This is a genomic window from Polynucleobacter sp. 15G-AUS-farblos, assembly GCF_018882445.1.
GTDB lineage: Bacteria > Pseudomonadota > Gammaproteobacteria > Burkholderiales > Burkholderiaceae > Polynucleobacter.
This window is the reverse complement of record NZ_JACVOM010000006.1, coordinates 160452-174079: the sequence shown is the minus strand read 5'-3', so window position 1 is coordinate 174079 and position 13628 is coordinate 160452. Positions and strand designations below refer to the sequence as shown.

Here is a 13628-nt window from a genome sequence, read left to right as displayed (position 1 = left end):
TAGATGAGTTCTTATAAAGCCAATAAGTGAAGTTTTTCTTGAATCGCTACAGGTAGAGTCGTAAACCAGGCCCTTTCACTGCCAACACCTGGAAGAATCTGGCCATATTCAATCATTTGATCGGGAGGCAACTCTTCAATATATGCCCAGATATGATGGCTGGCTAATTGACTGGCTTTCTGAATTGCAATCTCTAACTCAACCAGCAATTGCTTCTTAATTTGATCACTCCTGCCAAGTCTAATCTGCCCAACCATAAAAATATGGGGTTCATCTAGCAGCACACCACCAATAAAACAATCATGCTGATCTAATTGTTTAAAAATCACCTGTGCAAAATACGCATCAGCCCCCGTTACATTTGCATGAATCTTAGTTATGGATTGCGCAAGAGTGAACTTTTGATGAGTTGTCAAAGAGAAGCCAGCATAATGAATACTATAGGTAGCCATACGATTCTTTAATTAAAATAATTTAATACTTCGATAAATTTGTGTGTATAGAACTTAATGCAACTTGCATCTGCATCGTATCAAGCTTATCTGCAGGAAGATCGAGAAGAAGCTCTATTCGATTACGAAGACTCAACTCCAAAGACCTAAATGCTTTCCACATTACCTCTTCGCTATCATTTGATAACGTAGGGTCTGCAAATCCCCAATGAGTTGTAGATGGATGTCCTGGCCAATATGGGCACTCCTCACCCGCAGCCGAATCACATAGGGTGATAATAAAGTCCATATGTGGCGCTCCCTCTACCCCGAATTCATGCCAGCTTTTACTTCTCAATACCCCAAGTGGATAACCCCACTCACGAATCAGCTTAATTGAGAATGGATGAAGATAGCCTTTCGGCCTTGTCCCTGCTGAATAGCCAATGAAGCGGCCATGACTAAGAGTAGTTGCCAAGGCCTCCCCAAGAATTGATCTCACTGAATTTCCTTTGGAAATAAATAAGATATTGATTGGACGACTCATAGCGAACGATAAATCAGATTATTTCATCAAGACGTAAGCTGTATCTACGATCTAACAAAAATTTCTTGTTATTACGATCTTCTGGAATTCCGACTAACATCTTCTTCTCTGAGATCAAAATAGAGCTTGTTTTATCTTGCTTAACATCCTTCCTGAATACATCAGAGATATATTTTTTTAATTCATTGTTCATAAAATTCTCAATTCATTAATAAATGAGTAATGAAATAATCCTATCGAATTTATATTTCATTTTTATTAATCCTTTGCAATAAAAACCCAGCTAAAGCTGGGTTGGTAGCGGTTGCTATGTATGAAATAATTAACTTCCTAGCTGATGTCTTGCAAAGCGATTTGAGTAGGCTACTCGCGCTTCGCTCCAGGCCTGCAATAGATGTAGTGCAAATTTTTTCATACCCCATCCTTATGATGAAAGATTAAAGCCGGAAGTACCTTTTTGAAGTAGCTCCACACTTAAGTCTCGATTGTTATGTGGAGAAGTTACAGGGGTAAGTCGATTTTGTGTCAATTCAAAGTCTATGAGATACACTCATTTCACAAATGTAATTTAGACAATGGAAAAAAATGGCTGACTGGGAGCTTTACACAACAATTGCCTTGAGACTCGGGTTAGCTTTGTTAGCGGGATCTATTCTTGGACTTAATCGCTGGCTTCATCATAAGTCTGCCGGTATACGAACGCACTCATTAGTTGCTATTGGCTCTGCTACAGCCGTAATCTTAATAAGTGACTTCGTTAGAGATGATGCACAGGCAATGAGTCGAGTTCTTCAGGGTCTCATTACGGGCTTAGGATTTCTGGGTGCAGGTGTCATTATTCACGAACAACGATCCTCAAAAATCCATGGGCTGACAACCGCTGCCAGTTTATGGACTTGTGCTTTAGTGGGGGCGGCATTCGGGGGTGGGCAGTTTGTACTGGGTTTATTTAGCATTGGGGCTATCTTTATTGCCCTAGCCCTCGGGGGGCCCTTAGAACGCCTTGTTTCCCGACTATTAGGCATTAAAATAGAGTCTGAGATTTCTGATGATCCTGACTAAAACGCTAATAAAGCACTCAAAAATAGGGTTTTGTCATAATCCTTTGCTAATATCTGATCGTTAATTCACTAAAAGTTACATAAAAATGAGCGATTACAAATACGAAGATGCAGTTAAACAGTTGCAGGAATCAGGCAGTATCGGACTTGCAGACTTTAAAAGCCTCTCACATGACGATCTTGTAGAGCTTTTTGAAGAGATCAAAGTGTGGTGTCTATACGCCAATGGAAAACTAGATAAGCTCCCAAAAGAATCCAAGAAAAAGAAGAAAAAGAAGAAGGATTGATTCCTAGGGGTTAATGCGTTCCTTAGGAAAACGCAAAGTAAAAGTACTTCCCCTTCCCGGGGTGCTTTCAATTAAGAGTTGCGCCTGATGCCGACTAGCAATGTGTTTCACAATCGCCAATCCAAGACCAGTCCCCCCCGTATCGCGTGATCGACTCCGATCTACTCTATAAAAACGTTCAGTTAGTCTTGATAAATGCTCCGATGCAATACCGGGTCCAGTATCTAATACAGAAAATTCACCCTGACCATCTTGATTTATATTCCAGCTAACATTTATTGATCCTATATCAGGCGTATATCGAATTGCATTGGAAACTAAATTACTGAACGCAGACAGAATTTCACGCTCATCACCCAATAAATTAGAGTTTGAATTAGCCTCAAAGCTAAAGGCATGCCTACCCTGTGATAGTGCTTCTGCATCATTTTTTAATAAAGCCATTAAGGTTTCAATCTTAACCACATTGCTTGAGGCGGGTAATGCATTTGACTCTAGATTAGCTAAAGTAAGTAAATCCTCTACTAAACTCTTCATTCTGTGGGCTTGAGACATCATCATCTCAAAATATTGATCCTGTTGAGATTTTTCAAGATCTAAAGACTGAACTGTTTCTAAGAAACCCATTAGAACAGTGATAGGTGTTCTCATTTCATGAGAGACATTAGCAACGAAATCACGACGCATTGCATCTGCTTTCTGCAAGTCAGTGACGTTTTGAATCAAAAGCAAATGTCTATTATTGCCAAATGGAAATGCTTGGAGCATTAGGCTAAGACTACTATTTGGACCCATGCGCTCCATCAGTAAAGGCTCATCAAAACTACGTTTATTCAAGTATTGAATAAACTCGGGTCGACGAATGAGAAAATTAATCTTTTGTAATGCATCACGCTTAAAGTTGAGACCAAAAAAACGTTCTGCAATGCTATTACACCACTCAATATGATCACAATCATCTAGCATCACAATACCATTTGGTGATGCTTGAAATGCTTCTATAAAGTGATCATGCTGTTGTTCAATATTACGAATTCTTAGCTTAAGCCCCTTAACAAGGCGTTGCAATCCGAAATAGACTTCTTCCCAGTATCCACTTGGTAGCGGAATGTTTTCTACGGAATCAGTTTGAATGAATCTTTTTAGGCGAGCTAAATTGATATAGGAATATATCAATGGGATCGAAAGTATTGAAACAGTCGAGAAAATTGCCAAATCCGAACCAAAAAAATTAAGGCATATGTAAGCAGTAATCACTGTTAGGCAAACAATGAAAAATAAGCGGTATAAAGCTGCAATCATGGGTGCAATATTAGACTATCTACGACAGAATGCCGAAAATAGGGCTGAAAGAGGCTTACTGGGGACTTAGGTCTGTGTTGGAGTCTTGGTGATGCGGTAACCGCTACCCCGAACAGTTTCGATAAACCTATCGCAATCGAAGGGAGCGAGTGCAGCCCTCAAGCGCTTAATGTGAACGTCGACAGTACGCTCTTCTATGTAAACTTCATTGCCCCAAACGTTATCGAGCAAGCTGGTCCGAGAATGCACCCTTTCCGAGTTCGCCATGAAGAATTGTAATAGCCTATATTCAGTTGGCCCCAATGAAACAGGCTGGGGTTCAATATTAGGCCAAATTGCAAAAACTCTATGTGAGCTGGGATCCAACTTTAGGGGGCCAACTGATAATGGCCCTGTATCTTCCACTGGAGTTTGTCTACGAAGTAATGCCTTAACTCTAGCTACCAACTCCTTAGGTGAAAAAGGCTTAGTGACATAATCATCTGCGCCTGAATCCAAACCTAAAACCTTATCCGCTTCCTCGCTCTTGGCTGTAAGCATTAAAATAGGCAGGCCTCTCGTCCGCTCATTAGCTCGTAACTCTCTTGCAAACTGAACGCCAGACTTTCCAGGCAGCATCCAATCCAATATCAACAAGCTAGGCAGGCGCTCTTTCATTAAACTTGAGGCGATGTCAGCTTGCATCGCCCTCTCCACTTCATAGCCTGCATGAGTTAAGTTAATTGCTATTAACTCTGCAATTGATGGCTCATCTTCAACTATTAGTATTTGGTGAGTCATTTAGTCAAATAATTTATGGTTTATTTGCTTCGCGCACTAAGTCTTCGTGTGGAATATGTCGCACATCAGCGCCCTTTGCGATATAGATCACAAATTCAGCAATATTCTTGGCATGATCGCCAATGCGCTCTATTGCCTTCGCAATAGTTAACATATCTAAGCCGGCGCTTATCATGTGAGGATCTTCAGCCATATAGGACATCAGTTTTCTAACGAATCCTCTAAATTCCTCATCAATCTGGCGATCTTCAGCAACGACATCGGCCGCTGCGGTTGTATCAAGTCTTGCAAACGCATCTAAGCTGCGACGCAATAAGGTAATAGCCATTTGACCGGATAATCGAATTTCTGCAACGTTAATATTGTAGGGCTCGCCTGACTCAATCAGTTTTTTAGTTCTCTTTGCAACACGCTCTGCTTCATCTCCAGCGCGTTCTAAATTAGTAATCGCTTTTGATACAGCCATAACCAAACGTAGGTCACGGGCAGTTGGCTGTCTACGAGCAATCAATTCAGTACAAGCTAAATCGATTTGAATTTCTAAATCATTAACTAATTTTTCATTTTCAATAACGACATTACAAGTATCCAAATCCATTTGCGTAAAAGCACGCATGGCAGTTGAAATTTGTGATTCGACCAAACCACCCATCTCAAGTAAACGGCTAGAAAGGGAGTTTAGATCGGCGTCAAATTGTGACGATAAGTGTTTATCTGGCATTTAATGTCTCCGATTATCCAAAGCGACCGGTTATATAGTCTTCTGTTTCTTTACGCTTTGGTTTGATAAAGATTTCGTCTGTTTTACCATATTCCACCAAGCTTCCAAGATACATATAGGCAGTGTAGTCAGAGACTCGAGCTGCCTGTTGCATATTGTGGGTAACGATAGCAATGGTGTATTCATGTTTAAGTTCGTTAATCAACTCTTCAATCTTACCAGTAGAGATTGGATCTAAAGCCGATGTAGGCTCATCAAGCAAAATAACAGATGGTTTGACTGCTACACCACGAGCAATACACAAACGCTGCTGTTGACCACCAGACAAAGATAAACCGCTTTGATTAAGCTTGTCTTTAGCTTCATTCCACAAGGCTGCTTTATTCAGCGCCCACTGTACACGTTCATCCATTTCAGAGCGGGAAAGCTTCTCATACAAACGTACACCAAATGCAATATTTTCATAGATTGACATTGGAAACGGGGTCGGCTTTTGAAAAACCATGCCAATACGTGAACGCAGTAAATTTAAGTCCTGACCAGGTTCAAGAATATTCTGGCCATAAAAATTAATCTCACCTTCCGCACGTTGACCAGGATAAAGATCATACATACGATTTAAGGTGCGCAACAAAGTTGATTTACCACAACCTGAAGGACCGATGAATGCAGTAACTTTACCCTGCTCAATATCAAGATTAATATCCTTTAGACCCTGAAACGAGCCATAAAAGAAGTTCAAATTTCTTACTTCAATAGCATTAATAGCAGCCTGCTCTGAATGTTGATTTGTTGTATCCACTTTACCCCCTTGACTATCTATCTTATTTAAGTCAAACATTGTTTTCATATTGCTCATCATGCTTGTACCTTCTCACGGAATACGACTCGCGCCAAAATATTTAAGCCAAGCACAGCGAAAGTAATTAATAAAGCTGCGGCCCATGCTAAATCAACCCAGTTGTCATAAGGACTCATTGCAAACTGGAAAATAACCACTGGCAAATTCGCCATAGGCGCGTTCATATTGGTTGAGAAAAATTGATTATTTAATGCTGTAAACAACAAAGGCGCCGTCTCTCCACTAACGCGTGCAAGAGCCAATAAGATGCCAGTAATCACACCGCTTTGTGCAGCGCGCAATGTAATCATGAAGGCAACTTTCCACTTTGGTGTTCCTAAGGCATAAGCTGCCTCACGCAAACTTCCAGGCACTAAGCGCAACATATTTTCAGTTGTTCTAACAACAACCGGAATAGCAATTAATGCTAATGCGATTGTTCCTGCCCAACCTGAAAAATGACGTACTTGAGCCACAACCAGAGCATAGACAAACAGACCAATCACAATGGATGGGGCCGAAAGCATGATATCGGTTACGAAACGTGTTATCGAAGCAACCTTACTTCTATCACCATATTCAGAGAGATATAGGCCAGCCAGAACCCCAATAGGAGTACTGATTAAAGTGCAGCTAGCAACAATCATGAGGCTACCAACAATGGCATTTGCCAAACCACCGCCATCTGATCCAGGCGCAGGAGTACTCTGCGTAAACACATCAAAATTAATTGATGAGAAACCTTTAATAAAAAGAATACTCAAGATCCAAAGCAAAAAAACCATGCCTAGAACCATTGCCGCCATAGAAAGGACTAAGCCAATTTTATTTGCACGTTTTCGTCTAGCAAAAACTGCAGGATTGATGTTTGAAAAACCGTTCATGTTTTAATTCCTTGCTTTTTCTCCATATTCATCAACATCCACTTGGCAATTGCTAAAACGATGAATGTAATAATGAAAAGCGCAAGACCGAGCGCAAATAAGGAGGAATAATGTAACCCAATTTCAGCCTCACCAAACTCGTTTGCTAGCGTTGATGCAATTGAATTACCAGGAGCGAATAAGGATGGGGAAAGGCGATGAGCGTTACCAATAACAAAAGTAACCGCCATAGTTTCGCCAAGCGCCCTACCCAATCCAAGCATGATGCCGCCAATAACACCAGCCTTGGTATAGGGAAGCACTACGTTCTTAACTACTTCCCAAGTTGTACAGCCGATACCATAAGCGGACTCTTTCAGCACTGGCGGAACAATCTCAAATACATCGCGCATTACAGATGCAATAAATGGCAAAATCATCATTGCGAGAATCAAACCGGCACAAAGAATGCCAATGCCGTTAAATGCTCCAGAAAATAGGATTCCTAAACCCGGAATCTGCCCCAAAGTAGCAGCCAATGCTGGCTGAATATATTCACCGAATAGCGGTGCAAATATAAAGAGTCCAAACATACCGTAAATAATCGATGGAACAGCGGCAAGGAGCTCAACTGCAGTACCTAATGGTCTTTTGAGTGGACCAGGGCATAGCTCAGTTAAAAATACCGCAATACCAAAACTTAAAGGTACTGCAATTAACAAGGCAATCAATGAGGTGACTAAGGTCCCGTAGATTGCAATTAAGCCACCAAATTCACCATTAACAATATCCCATTCCTTGGTGAAAAAGAACCCAATTCCAAATTTATCGAGTGCCGGCCACGCATTAATTACCAGCGAAATAATAATGCCCACCAAAGCAATCAGTACAGTTAATGCAAAGAATTGTGTTATCCCGTGAAATAGAAAATCTTGTACACGCTGTAACTTAGCAATCCGCAGAGCCTGAGGCGTTGGTGCTGAATGAGCCTGAGTTAATTCAATCATGATTAAGCTTATTTAAATTAAAAAACAGCCCCACTCTGTGTGGAGCTGTTATGTGAGGAACTAAGAGAGATAGTTCCAAATTTTATTTAGTAACAACTTTTGAAAACACGTTTTTACGAATAAAGTCAGTTGTGACATCAGGCATTGGAACGTAATCCAACTCTTCTGCCATCTTCTTTCCATCTTTAAATGCAAAATCAAAAAACTTAATTACTTCAGCAGCAGTAGCCTTGTTTTCTGGATTCTTGTATAGCAAGATGAATGATGCACCAGTAATTGGCCATGATTTGGCACCAGGAGCGTTAGTAATGAATGTGCCCATGCCTGGAACTTTTGACCAATCTGTACCAGCTGCAGCAGCTGCAAATGTAAGGTCATCAGGCTGAACAAAGAGACCGTCTTTATTCATTAGTGAAACGTTGGTCATTTTATTTTTCTTGGCATATGCATATTCAACATAACCAATTGCACCCTTAACACGTGATACGTTAGCTGCAACACCTTCATTCCCTTTTCCACCAACTGAGGATGCAGCTGGCCATTTTACTGAGGCACCTTCGCCAACAGCATCTTTCCAGTTCTGACTTACCTTGGCCAAATAATTTGTAAAGATTGCAGTAGTGCCTGATCCGTCAGCACGATGTACAACAGTAATCGCTAAGTCAGGCATTTTCATTCCTGGGTTATTCAAAACAATACGTCTGTCATTCCAGTTGGAGATAGTGCCCTGGAAAATATCAGACAAAGTATCCGGCGACAACTTAAGCTCATTAGGCTTTACACCTTCCACGTTAATAACAGGCACTACACCACCAATAATTGCTGGGAACTGAACCAAGCCGTCCTTTTCTAAATCATCAAACTTGACAGGATTATCCGTAGCGCCGAAGTCAACAGTCTTCGCTTTGATTTGCTTGATACCGCCTGAAGAGCCGATAGATTGATAATTTAAGTTAGAGCCAGTCTTTGCTTTAAAAGCCTCTGCCCACTTTGCGTAAATTGGGTATGGGAATGTTGCACCAGCACCTGTCATATCCAAAGCAAATGCACTTGGAGCAAGAGAAATAGCGCTGATTACCAGTGCTTTTTTGATGAAAGATTTCATTGAATTAGTCCTTATTGAGGGGATTACAAAAGAATGCAATCAATGCAAGATACGGACTATGTATGACGCTTTAATGACATTGCAACTTAAACATCAATAAATTTAATAAAATCAACAACTTATGAATATAAATAGTTTTTAAAAACACCTAACTTAGCGCGGGTTATCTAATGAACTAAACACCTTAAATAATGCGTTTTAGCTTGAGTGCTCCATAGACTGCCCCTCCAGCAATGGACATGACAACCATAACTTCAAAGAAAGACCCCTTCAGACCAGGAAGATCTTCCATATTCATGCCCATAATTCCAGATATCAAAGTCATCGGCAAGAAAATTACCGTCATCACAGACAAGACCTGCAAATTTTTGGCATTAAATTCAGCAACATGTGCAGCTTGCTCATCCTGCAGGACCTTTGCTCTGTCATAAAGACTCGAGATGTCTTGCACAAGGTAGGAAAGCAAATCTACATCATCTGTGAGTCGATTTTTATTTTCATCAGAAAACCAATATGGAAGCCGTTTTAAAAGTCGATGCAAAGCAATTAGCTCGGGCGAAAATTGCCTGCGTAGACGGCTACACTGGATCCGAATTCTGCCTAGACTTTCATGCTCTGGAAAATCTTTACCTTTGAGTAGGTTTTCCTCAAGAACGTCCATATCTTGAGATAAATGCACCAAAAGTGTTCTGAGCTGTTCAGCTCTTAGATCTAGTAGCTCATGAAAGAGCTCAATTGCTGACGATGGATTAATCTCACCGCTTCTTAAGTCATAACGCAATTTATCAGTAGTTTTGAGGGGGTTATTTCTTAATGAAACCATTAACTTAGGGGTAACAATGGCCCAAAGAGTACCCAAACTCCCATCAACTTGATCCTCCCCAAACTCTTGATGAAAATCGTTCATTACCATCACTAAGCAGTCATTGAGCTTTTCAATGCGCTCCATACGGCTCAAATTAACGCCTTCTTCAATCATCTCTACAACACGCTCTGGTACGAGGCTAGTTTTTTCAAGCCAACGCTGCACTTGGGTGTTCGAGAGATTTAAATGAAGCCAGATAGATAAGTCGGGGTCTTCAATCGATTGTGCAATCTCAAACAAAGGAATCTCATAGCCCTTCCCTGTTTTTGGCATAGCCCATGCAAACACCACGCCTGCAATTGGAAAGAGATTAGGAGTTCTATCAGCTTGCATGGACAAATTGTATGACATATGCACTCAAATACTACTTAGGGTGTGACATCAAATTGTCATATGAATTCGCTAAGCATAATAAATCACAGAATTAGCTAGATGTCCTATTGGATGAAATCATTTCTGCTGGGCTTATTGCTACTGCCTGCTCTGGCTCTTGCATTTGAGCCTTTAATGCCAATGATCCTGGAATAGTTAAGGCTGGTGATAATCATTGGAACGCAACTCCAAATCTCCCTGTAACAGAGTAATATTTAAACCAATATGCATTAATTGCCGTGATCATTTCCTTGGGGGATGATTTGATCTAGATATTTCATGCATGAGAACAACGGTGTTTTTAGGTAGCTTGTTATCAATGCAAGATTTCTACTTAACTCGATCTGAAGTAGGATTAACGTGGCACTTTTTATCACCAAAGATAAGAATTTAATCAGATCTTCTGTCATAAATGAAGATCACAATCATAACTACCTTTATTTATTTGATATTGAATGGAGTCACCTATGTACTATCAAATTATTCCTCTAGAAATGGGCTCTATAGTTGAGCGGAACGTATTCCAGCGAAATAATCAAGAAATAAAATGCGGAATGGTATGGAAGCTCGGATCAGTTTTGACCAAAATTAAGCCATCCTTTGAGGCAAGCTATGATCCGGATCTTGGCATTTGTATACAAGATATTCCAGGTGGTGAAATCGGTGAAACTTATTCTGGTGAAAAAGTCATCTACTTTTCAGAGACTGTGAGCGAGGAAGAGCAAGCAGAATTAATCGATATCTTTTATGGAATATCTAAAAAATATTCTAAGGAATATAAAAATGTTTTTTTAGATTTAGGCTGGATTGAAATCAGCTCTGAATCTTATATATTTGGTGAAATTGAAATTAAAGAAATCACAAGCAGTCTACCTTTATACAAATGACAAAATTCATAATCAAGAATATCTGTATTGCAATATTCTCAATAGCCTCATGCATAGCGAATGCACAAACATTTAAGTTTGTTGCACTAGGAGACATGCCATACAACATCCCAAATGACTATCCTCGCTACGAAAGATTAATCCAATATATCAACAGCCTAAACCCAGCATTCACGGTTTTTGTAGGCGATACAAAATCAGGATCGACACCATGCTCTGATGATTACAACTTGATCGTTCAAGACTATTTTAATAAGTTCAATGGTCCCTTAATGTACACACCTGGTGATAACGAATGGACTGATTGCCACAGAATATCAGCCGGTTCATATGATCCAATCGAGAGATTACAAGCCCTAAGAAAAACTTTTTTCAAAACTGAATTTAGTTTAGGAAAAAATCCCGCAGCAATAGTAAGGCAAGCCGATGTAGATTCAGAGTTTAGTAAGTTTGTTGAAAACTCTCTATGGATGAAGAATGGCTTTCTATTTGTAAATTTACATATTACGGGATCAAACAATAATAATGAGCGAGATGATCGCTCTAGACAAGAATACAGAGAGAGAAATGAGGCTACATTAAGTTGGATTAACTATGCATTTTGGCTAGCAACGGCCAAGAATTATGAGGCTATTATTTTTTCATACCAAGCTGATATGTTTTACTCAAAGAACCAAGGAGTAGATCCCGAAAGTGGGTATAGCGATACCCTGAAGCTATTGAGCTTGAAGGCTGAGTCATTCAAGAAACCAGTTCTGTTAATTCATGGAGATAGCCATCGCCTCATCATCGACCAGCCCTTGAAGACGCCTGACCAGAAAAATACCCTCGAAAATGTCATGAGACTAGAGGTGATGGGGGCAAATGAAGTACAAGCCGTTGAGGTGCAAGTATTTCCCGGCTTGGAGCAACCCTTTAGTTTTACTCCACTTATGATTAGACAGAATATGCTGGCACCAAGCTTTAAATAAGAATATTCTCTTTAGATTGACGCTATATTCGGATACAAATTATTATTCACCGGAGTTAGTGTGCTTCTTTGTCGACTTTGTGGAATACTTGATCTAAATTATTAATCGTACTTATTAATAATTCTACTTATTGGATGCGAGGGATCATTCTTAAGTAAATTAATGCAACAGTCTTTCCTAGGAGCCCGTAGGTAACTCAAAACCACAAACTTATGCATGCAGGAATTAAGTAATCTTAGTCCGAGGGAATTAGATTCGCAATACTCTTGGCTGCGCTCATGGCCAGCTCAGCATCTTGCGTTTCAACCATCACCCTGACTAAGGGCTCAGTGCCTGAGGCGCGGATTAGTACCCTACCAATACCTTTTAATTCCTGCTCCACTTTCGCAATTTGCTTGGCAAGACTTTGGTCAGTCCTCCAGTCATAGCCTACCTTGTAGCGAATATTCAAAAGCACCTGAGGAAAGATGCTTACCCCATCTAATAACTGAGCAAGGCTCTTCTTATTCTGACTCATTGCTGCCAGAACTTGTAAAGCCGCGATCGTACCGTCGCCTGTAGAGTGATGGTCTAAACATAAAAGGTGGCCAGAGCCCTCGCCGCCAATTAGCCATTCCTTCTGCTTCAACATCTCCAGTACATAACGATCACCGACATTGGCTCTCTCAAACTCAATGCCAAGATCCTTAATTGCATTTTCAATAGCCAGATTAGTCATTAGGGTTCCAACGACACCACCTAATTTCTGCCCATGATCGATTCGGTCTTTTGCTAAAACATAGAGCAACTCATCGCCGTTAAATAAACGACCCGTTTCATCAACCATTTGCAAACGATCTGCATCGCCATCTAAAGCAATCCCAAGGTCAGCCTGAACTTCCTTTACTTTTGCAATCAATGCGGCTGGCGCAGTTGCACCGCACCCATCATTGATGTTGCGTCCATCTGGATTAACGCCAATTGAAATCACTTCTGCACCCAGCTCATGAAATACATACGGAGCAATATGGTATGCGGCTCCATTGGCACAATCGACAACCAACTTCATTCCTTTTAAGTTCAGATCTCCTGGGAATGTCGATTTACAAAATTCAATATAGCGCCCAGCTGCATCATCTAAGCGAAATACCTTACCTAGATTTTGAGAGTTCACACATCCCATGGGCTTTTCTAATTCTGCTTCAATCGCAAATTCAAAATCGTCAGATAACTTATCACCTTGGGCTGAGAAAAATTTAATACCGTTATCTTGGTATGGGTTGTGTGATGCCGAGATCACTACACCAGCTGATAAGCGAAGTGCTTTTGTAAGGTAGGCAACCGCAGGGGTTGGCATAGGCCCACATAGCATGACGTCAACGCCTGCTGCTGCAAATCCTGCTTCTAGGGCAGCTTCCAATAAATAGCCAGAGATTCTGGTGTCTTTACCAATCAACACCTTGCTGCGCTCACCCGGTTTTGCATCTTTAGTTAAGACCTTACCTGCGGCATAGCCTAAGCGAGTCATAAACTCAGGAACAATAGGAAATTGCCCTACTTCACCGCGAATGCCATCAGTACCAAAGTATTGTTTTTTCATGGGTTTGAT

16 protein-coding genes are annotated in these 13628 nt (G+C 40.6%); 4 read left to right on the top strand and 12 right to left on the bottom strand.

From position 1 onward, the window contains the following. Positions 1 to 11: 11 nt before the first annotated feature. Genes ICN41_RS10755 through ICN41_RS10745 form a run of 3 tightly spaced genes read right to left on the bottom strand, consistent with a single transcriptional unit; the run spans position 12 to position 1171 of the window. Positions 12 to 452, bottom strand: coding sequence for a tautomerase family protein (locus ICN41_RS10755; RefSeq protein ID WP_216292920.1), 441 nt, complete (start codon positions 450 to 452; stop codon positions 12 to 14). Positions 453 to 474: 22 nt separating this feature from the next. After that, positions 475 to 978 (bottom strand): arsenate reductase ArsC, encoded by a 504-nt coding sequence (locus ICN41_RS10750; protein ID WP_216292919.1) that lies wholly within the window; start codon positions 976 to 978, stop codon positions 475 to 477. A gap of 13 nt (positions 979 to 991) precedes the next feature. Then, positions 992 to 1171, bottom strand: a complete 180-nt coding sequence (locus ICN41_RS10745) for a hypothetical protein (protein WP_216292918.1) — start codon at positions 1169 to 1171, stop codon at positions 992 to 994. 392 nt (positions 1172 to 1563) lie between these two features. Here ICN41_RS10745 and ICN41_RS10740 point away from each other — a divergent pair, with 392 nt between their 5' ends. Both ICN41_RS10740 and ICN41_RS10735 read left to right on the top strand, forming a co-directional pair. After that, positions 1564 to 2040, top strand: coding sequence for an MgtC/SapB family protein (locus ICN41_RS10740; RefSeq protein ID WP_216292917.1), 477 nt, complete (start codon positions 1564 to 1566; stop codon positions 2038 to 2040). 85 nt (positions 2041 to 2125) lie between these two features. Beyond that, positions 2126 to 2326 carry a hypothetical protein gene (locus ICN41_RS10735; protein WP_216292916.1) on the top strand — a complete coding sequence of 67 codons (201 nt, stop codon included), beginning with the start codon at positions 2126 to 2128 and terminating at the stop codon, positions 2324 to 2326. A gap of 3 nt (positions 2327 to 2329) precedes the next feature. On the opposite strand, the gene phoR is transcribed toward ICN41_RS10735, so the two are convergent. The 8 genes from phoR to ICN41_RS10695 all read right to left on the bottom strand — a co-directional run bounded on the left by phoR (position 2330) and on the right by ICN41_RS10695 (position 10143). Further along, entirely contained in the window at positions 2330 to 3628 is a 1299-nt protein-coding gene (gene phoR, locus ICN41_RS10730) for a phosphate regulon sensor histidine kinase PhoR (RefSeq protein WP_216292915.1), read from the bottom strand. 66 nt (positions 3629 to 3694) lie between these two features. Continuing rightward, complete coding sequence (gene phoB, locus ICN41_RS10725) at positions 3695 to 4408, bottom strand: phosphate regulon transcriptional regulator PhoB (protein WP_216292914.1); 714 nt, start codon at positions 4406 to 4408, stop codon at positions 3695 to 3697. 13 nt (positions 4409 to 4421) lie between these two features. Then, complete coding sequence (phoU, locus tag ICN41_RS10720) at positions 4422 to 5129, bottom strand: phosphate signaling complex protein PhoU (protein WP_216292913.1); 708 nt, start codon at positions 5127 to 5129, stop codon at positions 4422 to 4424. Between the two features lie 13 nt (positions 5130 to 5142). Beyond that, the gene (gene pstB / locus ICN41_RS10715; protein ID WP_216292967.1) at positions 5143 to 5979 is read right to left on the bottom strand and encodes a phosphate ABC transporter ATP-binding protein PstB; all 837 of its coding nucleotides are present in this window, start codon (positions 5977 to 5979) and stop codon (positions 5143 to 5145) included. A gap of 8 nt (positions 5980 to 5987) precedes the next feature. Next, complete coding sequence (gene pstA, locus ICN41_RS10710; RefSeq protein ID WP_216292912.1) at positions 5988 to 6854, bottom strand: phosphate ABC transporter permease PstA; 867 nt, start codon at positions 6852 to 6854, stop codon at positions 5988 to 5990. After that, a complete protein-coding gene (pstC, locus tag ICN41_RS10705; protein ID WP_216292911.1) occupies positions 6851 to 7840 on the bottom strand; it encodes a phosphate ABC transporter permease subunit PstC in 990 nt (329 codons plus the stop codon). The genes pstA and pstC overlap by 4 nt, the downstream gene beginning before the upstream one ends. An 82-nt stretch (positions 7841 to 7922) precedes the next feature. After that, positions 7923 to 8945 carry a phosphate ABC transporter substrate-binding protein PstS gene (pstS, locus tag ICN41_RS10700; RefSeq protein WP_216292910.1) on the bottom strand — a complete coding sequence of 341 codons (1023 nt, stop codon included), beginning with the start codon at positions 8943 to 8945 and terminating at the stop codon, positions 7923 to 7925. Positions 8946 to 9129: 184 nt separating this feature from the next. After that, positions 9130 to 10143 carry a CorA family divalent cation transporter gene (locus ICN41_RS10695; RefSeq protein ID WP_216292909.1) on the bottom strand — a complete coding sequence of 338 codons (1014 nt, stop codon included), beginning with the start codon at positions 10141 to 10143 and terminating at the stop codon, positions 9130 to 9132. 506 nt (positions 10144 to 10649) lie between these two features. On the opposite strand from ICN41_RS10695, the gene ICN41_RS10690 reads away from it, so the two are divergent. After that, positions 10650 to 11069: a hypothetical protein gene (locus tag ICN41_RS10690; RefSeq protein WP_216292908.1), complete on the top strand. Its 420-nt coding sequence runs from the start codon at positions 10650 to 10652 to the stop codon at positions 11067 to 11069. A 95-nt stretch (positions 11070 to 11164) separates the two neighbouring features. Next, entirely contained in the window at positions 11165 to 12040 is an 876-nt protein-coding gene (locus ICN41_RS10685) for a hypothetical protein (RefSeq protein WP_216292907.1), read from the top strand. A 235-nt stretch (positions 12041 to 12275) separates the two neighbouring features. Here the strand turns inward: ICN41_RS10685 and glmM are convergent, their stop codons facing one another. Continuing rightward, the gene (gene glmM / locus ICN41_RS10680) at positions 12276 to 13619 is read right to left on the bottom strand and encodes a phosphoglucosamine mutase (RefSeq protein ID WP_216292906.1); all 1344 of its coding nucleotides are present in this window, start codon (positions 13617 to 13619) and stop codon (positions 12276 to 12278) included. Between the last annotated feature and the right edge of the window lie 9 nt (positions 13620 to 13628).

Excerpts from the sequence above, each read along its gene's own strand:
- ICN41_RS10695 (WP_216292909.1), bottom strand. The coding sequence starts at position 10,143 with ATGCAAGCTGATAGAACTCCTAATCTCTTTCCAATTGCAGGCGTGGTG.
- phoR (WP_216292915.1), bottom strand. The coding sequence starts at position 3,628 with ATGATTGCAGCTTTATACCGCTTATTTTTCATTGTTTGCCTAACAGTG.
- ICN41_RS10755 (WP_216292920.1), bottom strand. The coding sequence starts at position 452 with ATGGCTACCTATAGTATTCATTATGCTGGCTTCTCTTTGACAACTCAT.
- pstS (WP_216292910.1), bottom strand. The coding sequence starts at position 8,945 with ATGAAATCTTTCATCAAAAAAGCACTGGTAATCAGCGCTATTTCTCTT.
- ICN41_RS10745 (WP_216292918.1), bottom strand. The coding sequence starts at position 1,171 with ATGAACAATGAATTAAAAAAATATATCTCTGATGTATTCAGGAAGGAT.
- pstA (WP_216292912.1), bottom strand. The coding sequence starts at position 6,854 with ATGAACGGTTTTTCAAACATCAATCCTGCAGTTTTTGCTAGACGAAAA.
- ICN41_RS10735 (WP_216292916.1), top strand. The coding sequence starts at position 2,126 with ATGAGCGATTACAAATACGAAGATGCAGTTAAACAGTTGCAGGAATCA.
- phoU (WP_216292913.1), bottom strand. The coding sequence starts at position 5,129 with ATGCCAGATAAACACTTATCGTCACAATTTGACGCCGATCTAAACTCC.
- ICN41_RS10750 (WP_216292919.1), bottom strand. The coding sequence starts at position 978 with ATGAGTCGTCCAATCAATATCTTATTTATTTCCAAAGGAAATTCAGTG.
- pstB (WP_216292967.1), bottom strand. The coding sequence starts at position 5,979 with ATGAAAACAATGTTTGACTTAAATAAGATAGATAGTCAAGGGGGTAAA.
- ICN41_RS10740 (WP_216292917.1), top strand. The coding sequence starts at position 1,564 with ATGGCTGACTGGGAGCTTTACACAACAATTGCCTTGAGACTCGGGTTA.
- pstC (WP_216292911.1), bottom strand. The coding sequence starts at position 7,840 with ATGATTGAATTAACTCAGGCTCATTCAGCACCAACGCCTCAGGCTCTG.
- ICN41_RS10685 (WP_216292907.1), top strand. The coding sequence starts at position 11,165 with ATGCCATACAACATCCCAAATGACTATCCTCGCTACGAAAGATTAATC.
- glmM (WP_216292906.1), bottom strand. The coding sequence starts at position 13,619 with ATGAAAAAACAATACTTTGGTACTGATGGCATTCGCGGTGAAGTAGGG.
- phoB (WP_216292914.1), bottom strand. The coding sequence starts at position 4,408 with ATGACTCACCAAATACTAATAGTTGAAGATGAGCCATCAATTGCAGAG.
- ICN41_RS10690 (WP_216292908.1), top strand. The coding sequence starts at position 10,650 with ATGTACTATCAAATTATTCCTCTAGAAATGGGCTCTATAGTTGAGCGG.